Annotated in this window: 14 protein-coding genes and 1 pseudogene; 7 read left to right on the top strand and 8 right to left on the bottom strand. The window is 72.3% G+C overall.

Going from position 1 to position 16,455, the window contains the following annotated elements; genetic code table 11:
• Window positions 1-52: 52 nt before the first annotated feature.
• Window positions 53-2,005, bottom strand: a complete 1,953-nt coding sequence (locus DEJ23_RS13590) for a DUF11 domain-containing protein (RefSeq protein WP_111240770.1) — start codon at window positions 2,003-2,005, stop codon at window positions 53-55.
• 98 nt (window positions 2,006-2,103) lie between these two features.
• The gene (locus tag DEJ23_RS13595) at window positions 2,104-3,747 is read right to left on the bottom strand and encodes a glycoside hydrolase family 13 protein (protein WP_111240771.1); all 1,644 of its coding nucleotides are present in this window, start codon (window positions 3,745-3,747) and stop codon (window positions 2,104-2,106) included.
• A gap of 134 nt (window positions 3,748-3,881) precedes the next feature.
• On the opposite strand from DEJ23_RS13595, the gene DEJ23_RS13600 reads away from it, so the two are divergent.
• The 5 genes from DEJ23_RS13600 to DEJ23_RS13620 all read left to right on the top strand — a co-directional run bounded on the left by DEJ23_RS13600 (window position 3,882) and on the right by DEJ23_RS13620 (window position 7,732).
• Entirely contained in the window at window positions 3,882-4,439 is a 558-nt protein-coding gene (locus tag DEJ23_RS13600) for an NADPH-dependent FMN reductase (protein WP_111240772.1), read from the top strand.
• Between the two features lie 155 nt (window positions 4,440-4,594).
• Entirely contained in the window at window positions 4,595-5,107 is a 513-nt protein-coding gene (locus DEJ23_RS13605; protein WP_111240773.1) for a MarR family winged helix-turn-helix transcriptional regulator, read from the top strand.
• Window positions 5,108-5,214: 107 nt separating this feature from the next.
• Window positions 5,215-5,721: a Dps family protein gene (locus DEJ23_RS13610; RefSeq protein WP_111240774.1), complete on the top strand. Its 507-nt coding sequence runs from the start codon at window positions 5,215-5,217 to the stop codon at window positions 5,719-5,721.
• Window positions 5,722-5,730: 9 nt separating this feature from the next.
• Window positions 5,731-6,531, top strand: a complete 801-nt coding sequence (locus DEJ23_RS13615; protein WP_111240775.1) for an SDR family NAD(P)-dependent oxidoreductase — start codon at window positions 5,731-5,733, stop codon at window positions 6,529-6,531.
• A gap of 7 nt (window positions 6,532-6,538) precedes the next feature.
• Window positions 6,539-7,732: an NAD(P)/FAD-dependent oxidoreductase gene (locus DEJ23_RS13620; RefSeq protein ID WP_111240776.1), complete on the top strand. Its 1,194-nt coding sequence runs from the start codon at window positions 6,539-6,541 to the stop codon at window positions 7,730-7,732.
• A gap of 23 nt (window positions 7,733-7,755) precedes the next feature.
• Here the strand turns inward: DEJ23_RS13620 and DEJ23_RS13625 are convergent, their stop codons facing one another.
• The 4 genes from DEJ23_RS13625 to DEJ23_RS13640 form a co-directional block, all read right to left on the bottom strand.
• A complete protein-coding gene (locus tag DEJ23_RS13625; RefSeq protein ID WP_181429272.1) occupies window positions 7,756-8,850 on the bottom strand; it encodes an alpha/beta fold hydrolase in 1,095 nt (364 codons plus the stop codon).
• 41 nt (window positions 8,851-8,891) lie between these two features.
• Window positions 8,892-9,767: an SMP-30/gluconolactonase/LRE family protein gene (locus DEJ23_RS13630; protein ID WP_111240778.1), complete on the bottom strand. Its 876-nt coding sequence runs from the start codon at window positions 9,765-9,767 to the stop codon at window positions 8,892-8,894.
• An 88-nt stretch (window positions 9,768-9,855) separates the two neighbouring features.
• Entirely contained in the window at window positions 9,856-10,689 is an 834-nt protein-coding gene (locus tag DEJ23_RS13635) for a DUF1206 domain-containing protein (protein WP_111240779.1), read from the bottom strand.
• Window positions 10,690-10,828: 139 nt separating this feature from the next.
• Window positions 10,829-11,995 (bottom strand): RtcB family protein, encoded by a 1,167-nt coding sequence (locus DEJ23_RS13640; protein ID WP_111240780.1) that lies wholly within the window; start codon window positions 11,993-11,995, stop codon window positions 10,829-10,831.
• Window positions 11,996-12,468: 473 nt separating this feature from the next.
• Between DEJ23_RS13640 and DEJ23_RS13645 the strand changes: the two genes are divergently transcribed.
• Entirely contained in the window at window positions 12,469-14,286 is a 1,818-nt protein-coding gene (locus DEJ23_RS13645) for a glycoside hydrolase family 15 protein (RefSeq protein WP_111240781.1), read from the top strand.
• Window positions 14,287-14,310: 24 nt separating this feature from the next.
• On the opposite strand, the gene DEJ23_RS13650 is transcribed toward DEJ23_RS13645, so the two are convergent.
• The gene (locus tag DEJ23_RS13650; protein WP_111240782.1) at window positions 14,311-15,372 is read right to left on the bottom strand and encodes a sodium:calcium antiporter; all 1,062 of its coding nucleotides are present in this window, start codon (window positions 15,370-15,372) and stop codon (window positions 14,311-14,313) included.
• A gap of 145 nt (window positions 15,373-15,517) precedes the next feature.
• Between DEJ23_RS13650 and DEJ23_RS13655 the strand changes: the two genes are divergently transcribed.
• A complete protein-coding gene (locus tag DEJ23_RS13655) occupies window positions 15,518-16,120 on the top strand; it encodes a DUF1992 domain-containing protein (protein WP_111240783.1) in 603 nt (200 codons plus the stop codon).
• A 139-nt stretch (window positions 16,121-16,259) separates the two neighbouring features.
• On the opposite strand, the pseudogene DEJ23_RS15810 reads toward DEJ23_RS13655, so the two are convergent.
• Window positions 16,260-16,455: pseudogene (locus tag DEJ23_RS15810) on the bottom strand (hypothetical protein); the annotation flags it as partial.

Raw genomic sequence — 16,455 nt, forward strand, 5'->3', positions numbered from 1 at the left:
CGGTCGCGGTCGGTACGGACCGCGACCGGCACCGGGGCCGGACGTGCGGTCGTCACCCCTCGTGGTCGGCCGTCGTCCGTCGACGCGCGAGCCACCGTCCTGCGGCTCCCAGCCCGATCGCACCCGCCGCGACACCACCGAGCAGGCCGAGTCCCTCGGCACCGGTCCAGGCGAGCGCGTGCGGCCCGCGCCCCTGGTCGCCAGCCGGTCGACCGGCGGCAGCCGGCACCGGGGTCGGCCTGCCGGACGCCGTCCCCGTGGGGTCCGACGTCGGCACCGGCGTGGGCGAGGGACGTTCCCCGGCCCCGTCGTGGTCACCCCCGTCGGAGCCGTCGTCCGGCACCGTGACACCGATGATCACCTCCGGGGACGGGTCGCCACCGTCCGGGTCCGTCGGGGACGTCGCGGTCGCCACGTTCACCACGTCGGAGCCGTCGCCGGCGTAGTCCGGGTCGAGCACGGCGCGGATCCGGAACGACCGACGCTCCCCGACGGCGAGGGGTTCGTCCGAGCGACAGGTCACGTACTGCCCGTCGGCGGTGCAGCCATCGTCGGAGCCGACGAAGGACATCGCGGGCGGCAGGTCGTCGACCACCCCGACGTCCTGCGCGGCGTCCGGCCCGCGGTTCCGTGCGGTGACCAGGTACTCGACCTCGTCACCGGGCGCGACGCCGGTCGACGGGGACGCCGACTTGTCGGTCTCCAGCTGTGCCTCGGGGTCGGGTGCCGCACCGACCGGGCTCGACACCGCCGAGCGGTTGTCCGACTCGTCGACGTCGGACAGCGATGCCGGTGGCGTGATGGTCGCGGTGCTGTCGAGCGTCCCCGTGGCGTCGTCCGCGACGGTGCCGGTGACGGTCACCGTCGCCGAGCCGCCGGCAGCGAGGTCGAGCCCCTCGTCGACGTCGCCCGTGCCGGAGGTCGTCCCGCAGGTGGACCCGGAGGTCGCCGTGCAGGTCCACGAGACGTCCCGCAGGCCGTCCGGCACGTCCACCTGCAGTGCACTGGGGTCGGACCGGTTCGGCCCGGCGTCGGTCGCGGTCACGGTGTAGGCGAAGGGGTGGCCGGGTGTCGCGAGCGCCGGGGCCTCCTGTGCCACGGCGAGGTCGACGGGCTGCGAGACACGGAGGTCGTCGACCTCGTGGCGGTCGACGAAGCTCCCGGTCGCCGCCGCGAAGCCGAGCCGGAGCGTGTCCGGCAGCGGCGCCTGGGAGTCGCCGTGCAGCGGCACGCGGTCGAGGACGGTGCGGAGCACGCCCCCGTCCTCGAGCCGCACGGTCAGGAACAGCTCGCCGACCTGCCCGGGGACGAGGCTCACCCGGACCTTGCGCATCGTCGGCCCGTCGGTGGTCGTCCCACCGGGAGCGGGTGCGCCGTCGACGTACCGGTAGCCGTCCGTCCCGTCACCTGACCCACGCACCACGACGCTGTCCGGACGTCGACCGAGGCCGGAGCCGTTGATCCGTTGCGAGAAGTTGCCGTAGTGGTCGACCGCGACGGCAGCGAACCCTCCGGGGACGCCCGGCAGGTCGCAGTGGGCGCCACCGCCCTGGGTCGCTTCAGTGCGGCAGGCGTACCCGAGCCCTGCCCCGAAGGAGCCGACGCCCTGTGCGGCAGACCCGTCCGCGAGGAACAGGAGCAGCCCGTCGGCCCCCTGGTCGCCCACGTCGTTGTACATCGCGTAGTCGAACTCGATGTCGAGGCCGAGGTCCGAGCGGAAGGTGTCGTCCGTCGACCAGGCACCGGCCTGGTCGTTGGTCTGGTCGGTGAGGCGGAGCCGTCCGTCGACCACGTGCGCATCGCCGCTCAGGGTGCCGCCCGCGGCGGAGTCGAAGCGGTCGACGTACGGGAACGCGAGGTCGTCGGCCGACGAGCTCGACGGCAGGAACGCCGGGGCGGCGAGCACCGCCGCTGCGAGCAGTCCGCTCGCCAGGGCGCCGACGGTCCGGCGTCGCCGGGGGCGTCCGTCGCGGTGGACGGCTGTCGGGATGGTGGTGTGTGTCATGCCCCGATCGTCGCGATCGGGGCAGCCCGCTCAGCAGGCGTCGGTGGCTTCTGGGGAGAACCCCTGCCGACGGCGCCGCTGTGCAGGACCAGCTGCGATCACTCGAGCCAGACGGTGGTCTCCCCCGGCAGCAGGCCGTCCCCGGCGTCGAGCGGACCCGATGCGAGCACCACGGACCCCTCGGGCAACGGCACCGGCGTCGTGCCGAAGTTCATGACTGCGCGCCACCCGTCGTGCCGGGCGAACGCGACGACGTCGTCGCCGGCGTCGAGCCACCGCAGCTCCTCACCGCGCTGGAGCCGGCGGCGTGCAGCCGTCGCCCGCCGGTAGAGCGAGAGGGTCGAGTCCGGGTCGTCGTCCTCGGCCTCGACGGAGGAGGCTCCGAAGTCAGCGGGCTGCGGCAGGTGCGGTGCCACGTCCCCGAAGCCGAACGACGGCCCGGTCCGGGTCCACGGGATCGGCACGCGACACCCGTCGCGCCCCTTGACGGTGTGCCCGGTGCGGATCCACTTCGGGTCCTGCAGGAGGTCGTGCGGGATCGCCGGCGCCTCGTGCAGGCCGAGCTCCTCGCCCTGGTACAGGTACGACGACCCCGGCAGCGCGAGGACCAGCATGGTCGCCGCGCGCGACCGCCGCGCACCCCGCGCTCGGTCGAGCTCGGGCTCGGTGCCGTCGGTCAACAGCCAGGCGTCGGTGTCCGTGCCCTCGGGCAGACCGTAGCGGGTGGCGTGCCGGACCACGTCGTGGTTCGACAGGACCCACGTGGAGGACGCGCCCGACTCCTCGGACATGGCGAGGTTCCGCTCGATGATCGTCCGGAAGGACCCGGCGTCGAACGGCGACTCGAGCAGGTCGAAGTTGAACGCCTGCCCGAGCTCGGTCGGACGCGCGTACAGCACGCGCCGCGGCGCCGGGGCCCACGCCTCGGCGATCGCCGCGCGGGGCGGGTCGTACTCGTCGAGCACGGTGCGCCACGACGCGAAGACCTCGTGCACCTCGTCGCGGTCGTAGAGCGGGTCGGAGCCGTCGAGCGGCAGCGACTCCCCGTTCGACGGGCGGTACGGCGTCGACAGGTCCTTCGCGAGCCCGTGCGCGACGTCGACCCGGAAGCCGTCCACCCCGCGGTCCGACCAGAAGCGCAGCGTGTCCTCGAAGTCCGCGCGCACCTCGGGGTTCGACCAGTCGAGGTCCGGCTGCTCGGGCGCGAACAGGTGCAGGTACCACTGCCCGTCCGGCACCCGCGTCCAGGCGCTGCCGCCGAAGTTCGACACCCAGTCGCTCGGCGGCAGCTCGCCCGACTCCCCGGCGCCGTCGCGGAACACGTAGCGTGCACGCTCGGGGGAACCGGGGGCCGCGACCAGTGCCTGCCGGAACCACTCGTGCTGGTCCGAGGTGTGGTTCGGGACGACGTCGACGATCACACGGACGTCGTGCTCGTGGGCGGTGCGGATGAGGGCGTCGAGGTCGTCGAGCGAGCCGAGGCGGGGGTCGACGTCCCGGTAGTCGGCGACGTCGTACCCGCCGTCGGCGAGCGGCGACGGGAAGAAGGGCGACAGCCACACCGCGTCGACGCCGAGCGACGCCAGGTAGGGCACACGGCTCGTGATGCCCGCGACGTCCCCGAGGCCGTCGGCGTCGGTGTCCGCGAAGCTCCGCGGGTACACCTGGTAGACGACGGCCTGGCGCCACCAGTCCGGGTCGGTCGTGCGCGGGCTGCTGGCGGGCGTCCGGGAGGTGCTCACACGGTCACCGTACCGACGGACCGGTGTGACGGGACCAGGCCCGGGCACGACGGGGAATAGCGTGTCCGGCTCGCGACTTGGTTGTCGCTGACACCATTGCGTGGCCGAACGGTCACGGGGAGAAGGGATCCACCATGACGAACGTCCTCGTCCTCGTCGGCAGCCTGCGCGCCGGCTCGATCAACCGCAAGCTCGCGGAGGCCGCCGAACAGCACGCCCCCGAGGGCATCTCGCTCACGACCTTCGACGGGATCGTCGACCTGCCCTTCTACAACGAGGACATCGACGGCGACACCCCGCCGGCTGCCGCCGTCGCCTTCCGTGACGCCGTGGCCGCCGCGGACGCCGTGCTCCTCGTCACGCCCGAGTACAACGGCACGATCCCGGCCGTGCTGAAGAACGCGCTCGACTGGGGTTCGCGGCCGTTCGGCGCCTCGCCGCTCTCCGGCAAGCCGCTCGCCGTGATCGGTTCGGCGTTCGGTCAGTACGGCGGCGTCTGGGCCCACGACGACGCCCGCAAGGCCGCCGGCATCGCGGGCGCGAAGGTCCTGGAGGACGTCAAGGTCGCCATCCCGCAGTCGGTGGTCCGGTTCGCCGAGACCCACCCCCGCGAGGACGCCGAGGTCACCGAGCTCGTGCAGGGCGCGCTCCGCGCGCTCGCCGGCGCGGCGGACGAGCGCGCCGCCGCCTGAGCCGCACCGGTCGCGGGCGCGACCCGCTCACGGACGGGAGGCGCGGTGCCAGCGGGTGCCGCGCCTCCCGTCCGTCCGATGCGGACGCATCGACTTGTCCACCGGGCGCGGACCCGCTAGATGGACGAGATACCAGACGGGTTACCCTGAACGGCATGTCGACGCAGGAGACCACGGAGCCGTCCGGGTACTGGTTCCCCGACGACGACGCCACCCAGCGCGGCGTCGCCGTGCTGAACGCCCTGCGCCGCTACCGGGCCGCCGAGACCGCGATGCGCCGGCGGACGCGCGACTCCATGGGCATGGGCGAGACCGACCTGCTCGCCGTCCGGTACCTGCTGCAGGCCCAACGCGCCGGCCGGACGGTGAAGCCGAAGGACCTGTCCGCCTACCTCAGGATCTCGTCGGCGTCGACGACGATCCTGATCGACCGACTCGTACGCTCCAACCACGTCCGGCGTGACCCGCACCCCACCGACCGGCGTGCGCTCGTGATCACGCCCACCACCGAGACCGACGACGAGGTCCGGGCCACCCTCGGCGTGATGCACCGGCGCATGATGTCGATCGCGGAGGGGCTGTCCGCCGATGACGCCCGCGCCGTCGCGACGTTCCTCGAGCGGATGCGTGACGCGGTCGACCAGGTGGACCCCGCTCCCGGGCACTGACGCCGGGTCAGGACCGGGCGGGGGACGCCCGGGTGCACGTGCTCTGGGAACGCGCGCCGCGTGACCGCGTAGACCTGAAGGGTCACCGACCGCGAAAGGAGCCGATCATGCACGCATCGGACAAGCTCGCCGCCAACCTCCAGGCCGTCCTGGTGGACCTCATCGACCTGCACCTGCAGGGCAAGCAGGCGCACTGGAACATCCTCGGCCACAACTTCCGCGACCTGCACCTGCAGCTCGACGAGATCGTCGAAGCCGCTCGTGAGTTCGCGGACGACATGGCGGAGCGCATGCGCGCCCTCTACGCGATCCCGGACGGCCGCTCTGCCACGGTCGCTGCCGGCACGCACCTCGACGCCTTCCCCGACGGCGAGATCGACACGCACGACGCGATCGACCTGATCACGCTGCGGCTCTACCAGACCACCGGCACCATGCGCGACGTGCACGACGAGGTCGACGACGAGGACCCGACCACCGCCGACCTGCTCCACGGCTTCATCGAGCGCCTCGAGCAGCTCGCCTGGATGGTCTCGGCCGAGAACCGTGAGCCGCGCACGCCGCTCGCCGCGGCCACGACCCCGGCCGTCGCCGAGGCGTCCGAGCACGAGTAGGGACGTCGCGTGGACCTCGGGATCCAGGGCAAGACCGCGCTCGTCTTCGGCGGCGACTCCGGCATCGGCTGGAACACGGCCCGCATCCTCCTGGCGGAGGGTGCGACCGTGGTCGTCACCGACATCGACCAGGGGCGGCTCGACACGAGCGCCGACCAACTCGAAGCACCCCACGGCAAGCTGTTCGCCTTCGCCGCGGACGTGACGAAGCCCGAGAGCCTCGCCGCGCTGCACGACAGGGTGCGCGACGCCGTCGGCGAGATCGACATCCTCGTGCAGTCCTCGGGCGTCACCGGCGCCCAGGGCATGTTCCACGAGATCGACGAGCAGGGGTGGCTCGACACCATCGACGTCGACCTGATGGGACCGGTGCGGATCACGCGCGAGTTCCTCGGCGACCTGCGGAAGGGCGGCTGGGGACGCATCGTGTACCTGGTGTCCGAGGACGCCTCGCAGCCGTACGACGACGAACTCCCCTACTGCGCCGCGAAGGCCGGTGTGCTGTCGTTCGCGAAGGGGCTCTCGCGCTCGTACGCCTCCGAGGGTCTGCTCGTGAACACCGTCAGCCCCGCCTTCATCCACACGCCGATGACCGACGCCATGATGGACAAGCGCGCGAAGCAGCTCGGCACCTCGTTCGACGAGGCGATCTCGAGCTTCCTCGACGAGGAACGCCCGTACATGGAACTCGGCCGCCGCGGGGAGCCCGAGGAGGTCGCGAACGTCGTCGCCTTCCTGTGCTCCGAGCTGGCGAGCTTCGTCAACGGCTCGAACTACCGGGTCGACTCCGGCTCGGTCGCCACGATCTAGGAGACCCATGACCGACTTCCGGTACCTCATCGTCGGGGGCGGGATGGTGGCCGACGCGGCTGCCCGCGGCGTCCGAGAGATCGACGCGGACGGTTCGATCGGCATCATCAGCGAGGACGTCGACCGGCCCTACGCCCGTCCGGCGCTCTCGAAGAAGCTGTGGACCGACCCGGAGTTCAGCTGGGACGAGAAGGTCGACCTGCACACCGAGGAGACCGGCGCGACGTTCGTGCTCGGGACCGTGGTGATCGCGATCGACCGAGGGGCGAAGACCGTCACCACCTCCGACGGGCAGACCCACGGGTACGACCGGCTGCTGCTCGCCACCGGCGGGAAGCCGCGCAGCCTGCCCGGACTGTCCCCGTCGTCGCGCGTGCTCGACTACCGGAGCGCGGCCGACTACCGGCGCCTGCGCGAGCTCGCGGACGCCGGTGCGCACGTCGCCGTGGTCGGGGGCAGCTACATCGGCACCGAGATCGCCGCCGGCATCGTGCAGAACGGCGCCCGCGTCACGCTCGTCACCCCGGACGAGGTCCTCGGCGGGCACATGTTCCCCGACGACCTCGCGCGGGCCTTCCAGCAGCGGTTCGTCGACCACGGGGTCGAGCTCCGGACCGGTCGTCGTGTCGAACAGGGCACGGAGACCGAGGGCGGGGTCTCGTTGACGCTCGACGACGGCTCCGTCGTCGAGGCCGACGCGGTCGTCGCGGGACTCGGCATCGAGCCGCAGACGCAGTTGGCCGCCGACGCCGGCCTGACCGTGCGCGACGGCATCGTCGTGTCGTCGACGCTGCTCACGGACGACGACTCGGTCTTCGCCGCCGGCGACGTCGCCGAGTACCCGGACCGGATCCTCGGGACCCGCCGGGTCGAGCACGTCGACAACGCGCAGCAGCAGGGCCGTCAGGCCGGTCGCAACCTCGCCGACGCCGACGAGACCTACGACCACACGCCGATGTTCTACTCCAACGTCTTCGACACGGGGTACGAAGCGGTCGGGCAGGTCTCGACGCAGCTGCACACGGTCGAGGACTGGCAGGAGCCGCTGACGACGGGAGTCGTGTACTACCTGGACGACGACGACACCGTGCGCGGTGTGCTGCTCTGGAACGTGTCGGGCAAGACCGACGAGGCACGGAAGGTCCTCGCCGAGGCGAACGCGCTGACCCGGGACATGCTGCCGGGTCAGATCACGCCGTAGCGGACAGCAGCCGCTGCGACGGGTCAGTGCTGTCCGCGCTCCTCGGGCGCGACCTCGTCGACCACCTCGGCACGGTCGGCCGGGTCCACCGGGATCCCGTCACCGTCCGCCATCGCGACGGCGTGCGCGGACTTGGCCCGCTCGAGCTGCTCGTCGTCGCCCTTCGCCATGCCGGACAGCTCGATGAAGCGGGACTTCACGACCAGCCATGCGTCCGTCGGGCCGAGCCGTGCGAGGTCGGACGACGTCGTGTCGTCGCGGACGCGCTGCAGCGAGCCGACCCCGCGGTCCGTGATGCGTCCGTCGACGTGGGCGACGGCGAGCCGGGCGACCGCGTCCGCCTGGGCGTGCATCACCGAGTGCGCGCCGTCGACGACCTCGCGGAGGACGGCGTGCGGGAACACCCGGGCGAGCGACCGGACCCAGTCGCGCGGCACCATCGCGTCGTGCTCCCCGCGGACGATGAGGGTACGGGCCCGCACCTCGGGTGCGCGTTCCTCGATCGGGAAGGCGATCATCCGCGGGAGCACCCGGCGGAACCAGTGCCAGCCGCACAGGGCGTACGCGGTGACGGCGTGCCAGCGCACCGCGGCGGGCTCGTGCAGCGCCGACCGCAGGAACCGGAGCGCCGAGGTCCGGATGCTGCGGGCGCTGCTGTCCACGACGGGGCTGATGAGCACGAGGTCGCGGATGTGCGGGTTCCGCGCGGCGACCTCGGTGACGACCTGGGTGCCCATCGAGTGCCCGACGAGCACGGGGTCCTCGAGCCGGAGCTCGCGGGTGACGTGCTCGACCGCGTCGGCGTAGCGCTCGATCGAGACCGCACCGCTGAACCGCGGGACACCGGCGAAGCCCGGCAGGTCGAGGGCGTGCACGGGTCCGTCCTCGTTGAGGTGCGGGGCGAGCCGCTCGTAGTAGGTGGCGGCGATCCCCAGGCCGGCGACGAGGACGAAGGCGCGGTCACCGGGGTGCCCGATCGAGCTCACCCGGACGTAGGTGCCGTCGACGGCGATGCGGTCGACCTCGACCTCGACGTCCGCGTCCTCCGCGTGCGCGAGCGCACCGGCGGGGTCGGGAGCGGGTGCGGGCGGCGGGGTCCGCTCGTCCTGTTCGTGCACGGGGCCTCCTGGGATCGGCGACCGCCCACGATACCCGCCGCTCAGCCGCCGAACGCGGCAGCGGGGGCCCCGTGCACCCGGGTCTCGACGGCGAAGACCGCGCCCGAGTGCGGGTACTGCTCGAGCTGCTCCTCGGTGCTGTTCTCGCGCGCGGTGCCGATGAACAGCGTCGACATGTCGGGTCCGCCGAACGCCACCGACGTCACGTTCGGCGCCGGGACCTCCACCGTCTCGAGGTGTGCACCCGAGGCGTCCCACCGCTCGACGCGGCCGCTGCCGTAGACCGCGGTCCAGAAGCAGCCCTCGTCGTCACGGACCAGTCCGTCGTGCGCGGCACCGCTGACGAACGGTTCGAGCTCGCCGAGCTCGCCGTCCGGACCGTACGGACCGCGGTAGATCGTCGACGTGCTCGTGTCGGTGACGTACATGACGCTGCCGTCGGCCGACCACTCGATGCCGTTCGTCACACCGAAGCCGCCCCGGAGCACACGCACCGAGCCGTCGGGCTCGACGGCGTACAGCGCGCCGGCCGGGTCCTGGTCCGAGAGGTCCATGCTGCCGACCAGGAACCGGCCGAACGGGTCGCACTTGCCCTCGTTGAAGCGCATGTCCCCGGTCGCGTGGCGGACCCGGGCCAGCTCGCGCTCCACGACGCCGCGCTCGTCGGTGAGCACGACGGTGTCGCCGAGCGCCGCGACGAAGCCACCGCCCGCGCGGGGCTGGAAGCTCGCGAGGGGCGGCGGCAGGGCGACGCTCGACTCGACCGTTCCGTCGGCCCGCGCGGTGGTGAGCAGGCCCAGGGTGATGTCGGTCCAGCGGAGGCGCTCCGCGGTCGGGTCCCAGACGATGCTCTCGACGAGCACCGCCTGCTCGTCGCAGAAGACGGTCACGGGCCCGGTCACGGCGTCGGTGTGCATGCGTCCCCGTCTACCGCGGATCGCGTGCACGGCTTACCAGTGAGGCGCGATGTCTGTACGTCGTGCGCTGAACACCGACGGCGCGTCGTCAGAGGCGGGCGAAGCGGGCGCGGAAGAAGCTCCACACGCCGTACGCCAGGAACCCGATGCCCATCGCCACGAGCAGGACCGAGCCCCCGGGCAGCTCCCGCACCGCGTCGAACGCGCCGTCGAGGCCCGTGGCCTGCTCCGGGTCGCTCCGGATGCCGGCGACCGCGATGAGCACGCCGACGACGACCACGGCGAAGCCCTTGCCGATGTACCCGACGACCGCGAGCACCGTGACGGCCCGGTCGAGGGACCTCGGCGGCCGGACGATGTGCTTCCGGAACGACCGACGACAACCGATGACGACGAGTCCGACGCCGACCGCGAACGCGACGGCGCCGGCGGCGACGAGCAGGAACACCCCACCGGGCGTCGCGAGGGCCTGCGCGGCGGCGCTCCGGCTCGACCCGCTCGAGCTCTTCCCGGCCCCGAGTGCGAACGAGGCCGCCGAGTACGACACGACGCCGTAGACGACCGCCTTGCCGACGTCCTTCGCCCGGGCCGCCCACCCGCGGGCGTCGTCCGAGCGCCCGCCGACGACCGCCTCGACCACGAGCCGCAGGGTGAGCGCGGCGGTCCCGACGGCGACGACCCAGAGCAGCACGACACCGCCGGGCACCGCGGCGAGCTGCTGCAGCGCCCCGGACTGGTCGGTCTGGCTGCCCGCGGACGCGTTCCCGAACCCGAGGAGCACCACGAGGTACCCGATGAGCAGGTGCACGATGCCGCTGCCGACGTACCCGGCTCGGGCGGTCAACTCGAACCACCTGCTGTCGGCGACGCGCTCCGCCTGTCGTCCGGTCTCGCGTGCTGCTCGTTCTGCCTGGTCGCTCATCAGGTCCAGCGTGCCCGTCCGGCGGGCAGCTGTCCGTGCCGGCGTGGCACGGACAGCCGCGCGCGCCTCGTCGCCCGGCGCGGGACGTCGGACGGGAGGCACGGGGCGGGACCGCCACGTGCCTCTCGTCCGTCCGACGTCAGTCGCCCTTGACGTTCACGACCTGGCGGAGCGTGTGCCGGACCGAGACGAGCTCGGCTGCGTCCGCCATCACCTGGTCGATCGGCTTGTACGCGCCGGGGATCTCGTCGAGGAAGGCGTCGGTGTCGCGGTACTCGATCCCCGTCATCGCCGCACGCAGCTGCTCGTGCGTGAAGGTCCGGCGTGCCGCCGACCGCGAGTAGAGCCGACCGGCTCCGTGCGGCGACGACTCGAGCGACGGCTTGTTCCCCAGACCCTCGACGACGTACGACGCGGTGCCCATCGACCCCGGGACGAGTCCGGGCTGCCCCGCCCTCGCCTGGATCGCTCCCTTGCGGGACACCCAAACGCTCTTCCCCCAGTGCGTCTCGCGCTGCGTGAAGTTGTGGTGGCAGTTGATCCGCTCCTGCTCGTCGACCGGCCGCCCGAGGACCTCGGACAGCTGCCGCACGACCCGGTCCATCATCTCCTCGCGGTTGAGCAGGGCGAAGTGCTGGGCCCACCGCAGCTCGGCGATGTACCGGTCGAACTCCGGGGTCCCCTCGACCAGGTAGGCCAGGTCCGGGTCCGCCAGCTCGATCCACCACCGCTGCATCATCCGCTTGGCGACCGCGATGTGCCGCTGCGCGATCTTGTTGCCGACGCCACGCGACCCGGAGTGCAGGAAGAGCCAGACCCGGTCCTGCTCGTCGAGCGAGACCTCGATGAAGTGGTTGCCCGAGCCGAGCGTGCCGAGCTGGTTCCGCCAGCCGCCGTGCGCCCCCGCGGGGTCGAAGCCGGCTGCCTCGGCCATGGTCTCGAGCTCGGCGATCCGCGGCTCGGCGGTGGCGACGACCTTCCGGTTCGACGCACCGGCGGACAGCGGGATCGCCCGCTCGATCTGCTCGCGCAACGGCTGCAGGTCGGTCGGCAGGTCTCCCGCCAAGAACTGCGTGCGCACCGCGATCATCCCGCAGCCGATGTCGACGCCGACGGCCGCCGGCATGATCGCGCCGAGGGTCGGGATGACCGAGCCGACGGTGGCGCCGAGTCCGAGGTGGGCGTCCGGCATGAGGGCGAGGTGCGGGAACACGAACGGCATCCGGGCCGTCGTGCGGGCCTGCTGCTCGGTGTTCTCCTCGAGCACGGAGGCCCAGCTGAGCAATCGGTCGTTGATCTTCTTCACGGTGTTCGTCCTTCGTCGTGACGGTCGTCGACGGCCGGGTGGCCGTCGCGGTGACGGTCCGGGGCGGACGGGACCCGTGTCTCCGGGCCGGTGCTGAGCACCGGTGGAGGAACGACGGGAGGGACGCCCCGGGCCGGGTGGGCACGGGGCGTCGGGAGACGGCGCGTGCCTACGCGGGTTCGCGGAGGGACCGGTTCGCGTACCGCACTGCGGACAGCACGACGAACGCGTCGAGCTGTCGCTCGAGGCGGGTGCTGTGCTGCAGGGCGTGCATCGCGGTCCTTCCGTGGTCGCCCGGGGCGGGCGGTCCTGCCGACGGGCAGGAGGACCGACAGTAGTGCGACACGCCCGGGACGCACAAGTCCGCCCGGGCGTGTCGCCGCTCCTGCACAGACGGGAGGCGCGGTGCGACTCCTCCACAGCGGGGTACGCCCGCCTGATGGTCGCGACCCCCCGTCGGGCAGGCTGGACGCATGACCGAGCGGACCCGCGACACCCCCGACGCGAACGACAACGAGGAACGCACCGACGGCTACGTGCCGCTCCGTTCCTACGGTGCGGTCGGGGACGGGCGCACGGTGGCACTCATCGCGCTGGACGGCCGGATCGACTGGCTGCCCATCCCGTCCATCGACTCCCCGCCCGTGTTCGCGAGCATCCTCGACGCGGAGCACGGCGGCCACATCGCCCTCCGGCCGACCGGGGACGCGACCGTCGAGCGCGAGTACCTGCCGGGCACCAACGTGCTCGTCACCACCTGGACGACCGACTCGGGGTCGTGCACGGTCACCGACGCGATGGTGACCGGGGTCGCCGGGCGCCTGCCGTGGGCCGAGGTCGCACGGTGCGTGCAGGGCGTCGAGGGATCGGTCGAGATGGAGTGGGCCGTCGTGCCCGGGTCACTCCTGGCCACCGCGGAACCGAAGCGTCTGGACACCGCGAACGGCACCGTGATCGGCATCGACGGCGTCACGATCGCGATCGTCGAGCACGGCTTCGAGCCGGTCCACGACGACGGACCACGCTTCTCCGGGCGGTTCTCGACGAGCGAGGGGTCGAAGTCGATCCTGACCATCGTCGGCACCCAGGACGAGCCGATCTTCCTGCCGGAGCCGGAGCACACGCTCGACGCCGTCGACCGCACCATCGCGAACTGGTCGACGTGGTCGGAGGAGTTCTCGTACGACGGCCCGTGGGCCGAGGCGGTGCAGCGCAGCGCCCTCGCGCTCAAGCTGCTCATCTACGCGCCCACCGGCGCCATCGCGGCGGCACCGACGACGAGCCTGCCGGAGGACGGCACGGGCGGCAAGAACTGGGACTACCGGTTCGCCTGGGTCCGCGACCTCGCGTACACGGTGCACGCGCTCACCCGGTTCGGTCTGCGCGAGGAGACGCACGCCGCGGTGTCGTGGGTGATGCGCACCATCGCCGAGCACGACGAGACGATGCCGATCTTCTACCAGCTCGACGGGTCGAAGACCGACGGCGTCGAGGAACGCGACGTCCCGGGCTGGCGCGGCATCGGCCCGGTGACGATCGGCAACCGCGCTGGCGACCAGCTGCAGCTCGGTGTGTGGGGCGACGTCTTCGAGATCATGCGGCAGTACGTCAAGGCGGGGAACGTCCTCGACCGCCAGACCGCGGGCGTGCTCGAACGGCTCGCCGACGACGCCTGCCACCGGTGGGAGGAAGCGGACTCCGGCATGTGGGAGCTGCAGGAGACGCAGCACTACGTGACGAGCAAGATCGGCTGCTGGCAGGCCCTCGACGCCGCGGTCGAGCTGCACGACGCCGGCATGATCGACGGCCCGCGTGCGAAGTGGACGGAGAACCGTGAGCTCATCGAGCAGTGGGTCGCCGAGCACGGTTGGGACGAGGAGCGCGGGCACTACGTCATGTACCCGGGGTCCGGCACCCTGGACACCTCGATCCTGCTGCACGCCATGTCGTCGTTCGACCGCGGGCCCCGTATGGAAGCAACGATCCGTGCCATCGAGGAGCAGCTGCAGCACGGGCCCCTGGTCTACCGGTACTCCGGGATGGAGCAGGAGGAATCGCCGTTCGTGGCGTGCTCGTTCTGGCTCGCCGCCGCGATGGCGTGCGTCGGCCGCGTGGACGACGGTCGCGCGCTGATGGACGAGATGGTGGGGCAGGCGAACGACGTCGGCCTGTTCAGCGAGATGCTCAGCGCCGAGGACGGCGCGTTCATGGGCAACATCCCGCAGGGGCTGTCGCACCTGGCGCTCATCCAGGCGGCGCTGACGATCGAGGAGGTCGCCGCCGAGTCGTGAGCGCCGGGCCCCCGGGCCGCCGGCTCAGCCGAGGGTGATCGCGACGAGTCCGGCGACGCCGACCAGGTAGAGCACCACCACGACGAACGAGTCGACGCCCATCCCGACGATCCGCCGTTTCGGTCGGAACACCAGGCCGACCGCGTAGACGAGCGTCAGCAGTGCGGCCAGCGCGGTCAGGTAGACGTCACTCGCGTTCGCCTGCGGCAGCACGGCCTTGCCCGACAGCACCGTGGCGACCAGGAACAGCACCGGGAGGAAGGCGTTGCCGCCGAAGATGTCCGACACCGCCAGGTTGTCGTCGCCCTGGCGGACCGCCTGGATGCCGGTGGAGATCTCGGGCAGGCTCGTGGCGAGGGCGAGCACCGTCGCGCCGAACAGCACGCCCGACAGCCCGATCTGCTCCGAGGCCGCGTCGCCCGCGCGCTCCAGCACGACACCGGCGCCGAGCGTCGCGAGGGCCGACACCGTGAAGACGACGGCCGCCTTCCTCGTGCTCATCCGTGGCGGGTCCTGCTTGCGGGTCCGGTGCCCCGAGGCGTGCGGCGAAGCGTCCGGCGCACGCCCGTCCTCGTGCCACGGCAGCCCCTTGCCGGCGCGCTGCACGAGCAGGAGTCCGACGATCCAGATGACCGCGATGAGCACGACGTCAGGGGTGAGCCGCGCGATGACCAGGTCCGGCGGGAGCTGACTCCCCGCGACGACGACCGCGAGCACCGCCACGACGACGATCGCCTCGAGCACCAGGGCGAGCGACGCGGCTCGGTACGTCAGGGGCCGCACCCCCTTCCCGCGTCGGCCGAACGCGTCGAGGATCGCGATCACGACAGTCTGGATCGCGATGCCGCCGAGGATGTTGCCCGCCGCGACCTCGATGTTGCCGGACAGGCCGGCGCTCACCGTGATCGCGACCTCGGGCAGGTTCGTCGCGACGGCGAGCACGATGAGACCGCCGAGCGCGCTCCCGAGGTGCAGGCGGTCGTCGAGGACGTCGGTGGTCTTGGAGAGCTGGATGCCCGCGACCCAGATCACCGCGGCACCGGCCACGAAGATCAGGACGAGCGCCCACAGTGGCAGCGATCCCATGCGTTCGACCGTGGACCCCGGAGACCGGGGATGTTCGGAGCTGCGCATCGAACGGCTCGTCCACGGGACGGGCGTATCGGGGGGCGGGACCGGATCACGCGCGTCTGATCCGACCGTCGGTGGGCGGGAGCATGATGGAGGGGCGATGAACGACGTCGACGCACGCATGGACCGACTGCGACGAGCGGCCCGGTACCGTTACCAGCAGTTGGTGGACAGCGAGATCGAACGCGGCTCCCTCGACCCGGACGAGGTCCGCGAGGAACGGCGCCTGCTCCGGCTGCAGGACGTCGAGCAGCACGCCCGTGCCCGGATCGAGGAGGCGGAGCGTCGTGGCGTCTTCGAGGGGAACCCCTACCGCGGCAAGCCGCTGCCGGGCAACGACGGACGGCACGACCCGGACTGGTGGATCAAGGCGAAGATCGAACGCGAGGACATCCGCGGCATCGCCCCACCGGCGCTGGCGCTGCGCACCGAGGACGCCGAGCTCGACGACCACCTCGACGCGCTCGCGACGGAGGACGACGTCCGCGCGGTCCTCGTCGACTTCAACGCCCGCGTGAAGGAGGCCCGGCGGCAGTTGCTCGGCGGGCCGCCGGTCGTCACCCCGATGCGCGACGTCGACGCCGAGGTGGACCGCTGGCGCGACCGCCGACAGGCCCGACGCGACGCCGACGAGGTGGCTGCGGCCGAGCGTGCGGCGGCCGAGGCCGCTGCGCGACCGCACCGGTGGTGGCGTCGGCGCTGAGCACCCGTCGTCCCGGGCCAGGTGGCGGAGGTGCACCGTGCCTCCCGGCCGTCGCGCCCCTTCCCGACGTGCGGAAGGCGCCGTCCCGTGGTGGGGGCGGCGCCTTCCGGTGCGTGGTGCGGTGTGTGCCGCGGGGGTGCTACTTGATCTGGGCGGTGATCGTGGCGGTGCCGACGAGCATGCCGCGCTTGACGGCGTCAGTGCCGAAGGTCTTGTTCAGCAGACCGGCAGCGTCCTCGGACACGTGGACCGTGGTGCCGGTCAGGACCGCGTTGTCACCCTCGAGCTGCAGCGGCTTCAGCGACCCACCCCACAGCTCGAACAGGTACGCGTCC

This window comes from Curtobacterium sp. MCSS17_008, assembly GCF_003234185.1.
GTDB lineage: Bacteria > Actinomycetota > Actinomycetes > Actinomycetales > Microbacteriaceae > Curtobacterium.